The 2334-nt window shown below is 68.4% G+C and carries 3 protein-coding genes; 2 read left to right on the forward strand and 1 reads right to left on the reverse strand.

The window, feature by feature from the left end; genetic code table 11:
• Positions 1-9 precede the first annotated feature (9 nt).
• The gene (locus DBR20_RS13370) at positions 10-747 is read right to left on the reverse strand and encodes a pteridine reductase (protein ID WP_108266518.1); all 738 of its coding nucleotides are present in this window, start codon (positions 745-747) and stop codon (positions 10-12) included.
• 59 nt (positions 748-806) lie between these two features.
• Here DBR20_RS13370 and DBR20_RS13375 point away from each other — a divergent pair, with 59 nt between their 5' ends.
• Both DBR20_RS13375 and DBR20_RS13380 read left to right on the forward strand, forming a co-directional pair.
• On the forward strand, positions 807-1991 hold the full coding sequence (locus tag DBR20_RS13375) for an SAM-dependent methyltransferase (protein ID WP_108266519.1): 1185 nt from the start codon (positions 807-809) through the stop codon (positions 1989-1991).
• Positions 1988-2334, forward strand: a 347-nt coding sequence (locus DBR20_RS13380; protein WP_108266526.1) for a hypothetical protein, incomplete at its 3' end; no start/stop codon positions are given. The genes DBR20_RS13375 and DBR20_RS13380, both read left to right, overlap by 4 nt.

Below are 2334 nucleotides of genomic sequence, written 5' to 3' on the forward strand. Positions count from 1 at the left end.
GCTGAACGATCAACTCACCGTACGCCCACCATCCACACGCAGGGTGTGACCGGTGACGAAGCTGGCCTCGGCCGCGAGCCAGTACACCGCTTCGGCGATTTCCTCGACTGTGCCGATCCGCGCCAGCGGCGTGCGCGCCAGCAGCGCCTCGCGGGCGAAATCGTCCTTGCCCTGTTCCGGCCACAGGATCGCACCGGGCGCCACCGCATTCACCCGCACCTTCGGCGCCAGTTCCAGCGCCAGCGAGCGGGTCGCCATCTCCAGCGCCGCCTTGGCCATCGTGTAGGCAATGTGGTCGCGCATCGGGTCGGTGCCATGCAGGTCGGTCAGGTTGACGATGCAGCCGTGCTGGCGGCGCAGGTACGGCGCGGCGGCCTGGGAGAGCAGCAGCGGCGCGCGCGCGTTGACCGCGTACAGCTCGTCCATCGCCTCGGCGGTGACCTGGCCGAGCGGGGTGGGGAAGAAGTTGGAGGCGTTGTTGACCAGCGCATCGAGGCGGCCGAAGTGGGTCACCGCCTGCTCGACCAGGTCGGCCAGGGCATCGGCGTCGCGCAGGTCGGCCTGCAACGCCAGCACGCTGCCGGGGCGCTCGTTGTCCAGGTTGAAGGCGGCCTGCTGCAGTTCGGCGCTGGAGGTATTGGCGTGCAGCACCACCGACCAGCCACAGGCGTGGAACTGGCGGGCGATGGCCGCGCCGATCCGGCGCGCGCTGCCGGTGATCAGGGCCACGGGGGCGGTGTCACTCATCGAGGGTCCTCCAAGGCTCGGCTATCCTGTGCACCATTGTCACCGCATTCGAAGACGCCATGCAGCCTACCTTCCCCCTGCCCGAAGCCGATGCCCTGGCCCACAGCGACCAGCTGGCCGCCGCCCTGCGTGCCGAGATCCTCGCACAGGGCGGGGCGATGCCGTTCTCCCGCTTCATGGAGCTGTGCCTGTACACGCCGGGCTGGGGCTACTACAGCGCCGGTGCCAGCAAATTCGGCGGCAGCGGCGATTTCACCACCGCACCCGAGCTGGGCAGCCTGTTCGCCGGCAGCGTGGCCAATGCACTGGCGCCGGTGTTCGGCCAGCTCGATGCGCAGGCACGGATGCTGGAACTGGGCGGCGGCACCGGTGCCTTCGCCGAGGCGGTGCTGCTGCGCCTGGCCGAGCTGGACGCGTTGCCAGCCCGCTACGCGATCCTTGAACCCAGCGCGGACCTGCGCCAGCGCCAGCAGGAGCGCCTGCAGCAGAACCTGCCGCCTGAGCTGGCCAGCCGGGTGGAGTGGCTGGATCGCCCGTTCGAGGACGACTGGGACGGCGTGGTGTTCGCCAACGAGGTGATCGATGCGCTGCCGACACCGCGCTTCCTCATCAAGGACGGCGAGGTGTATGAGGAGACCGTCGAACTGGACGGGCAGGGCAACTTCATCCGTGGCGCGCAGCCGGCCGACCTGCTGCTCAACGGCGCGGTGCGCCACCTCGAACGCTATCTGGAAAAGCCCTTTGCTGATGGCTACCGTTCCGAGGTGCTGCCGCAGCTGCCGTACTGGCTGCAGGCGGTGGCCGGTGGCCTGCGCCGCGGCGCGATGCTGTTCGTGGATTACGGCTACAACCGGGGCGAGTTCTACCAGGAAGAGCGCGATGACGGCACCGTGCGCGCGTTCTACCGCCACCACGTGCACAACGAGATCCATCGTTGGCCGGGCCTGCAGGACATCACCGCATCGGTCGATTTCACCGCCATGGCCGAGGCCGGCCTGCACGGCGGTTTCGAACTGGCCGGTTACTGCAGCCAGGCCAGTTTCCTGCTCGGCAACGGCCTGGACCAGGTACTGATCTTGGCCGAGGAGCGCACCGATGAAGTGGGCCGCATCCAGCTGCGCGACCAGGTGAAGAAGCTGACCCTGCCAACCGAGATGGGCGAGCGTTTCCAGGCCATTGGCCTGCAGCGCGACGTCGATTTCGAACCGGCCTTCGAACTGGGCGACCTGAGCTGGCGCCTGTGAGTGCAGCGTTGCCGGTGATCAAGCCGCTGCGGCGGCCACGCCTGTGGAGCGCGTTGTGGGTGCTGGCGGTGCTGACGGTGATCGTGGTCTGCCTGATTCCGCCGCCGCCGATCCCGCTGCCGGAAAACAGCGACAAGGGCGAGCATTTCCTGGCCTATTTCATCCTGGCCGGCAGCGCGGTGCAGTTGTTCCGGCGTGGCCGTCCGCTGCTGTGGGTGGCGGCTGGCCTGGTGCTGATGGGCGTCGGCATCGAGTTCGCGCAGGGCGCGTTGACCAGCAATCGCATGGCTGATCCGATGGATGCGGTGGCCAACACCATTGGCGTGCTGGCGGGGATGGCCAC

Origin of the sequence: Stenotrophomonas sp. HMWF023 (assembly GCF_003060985.1) — a bacterium.
In the GTDB taxonomy this organism is placed as follows: Bacteria; Pseudomonadota; Gammaproteobacteria; order Xanthomonadales; family Xanthomonadaceae; genus Stenotrophomonas; species Stenotrophomonas lactitubi.

Coding starts and splice junctions, on each gene's coding strand:
- DBR20_RS13370 (WP_108266518.1), bottom strand. CDS start 747: ATGAGTGACACCGCCCCCGTGGCCCTGATCACCGGCAGCGCGCGCCGG.
- DBR20_RS13375 (WP_108266519.1), top strand. CDS start 807: ATGCAGCCTACCTTCCCCCTGCCCGAAGCCGATGCCCTGGCCCACAGC.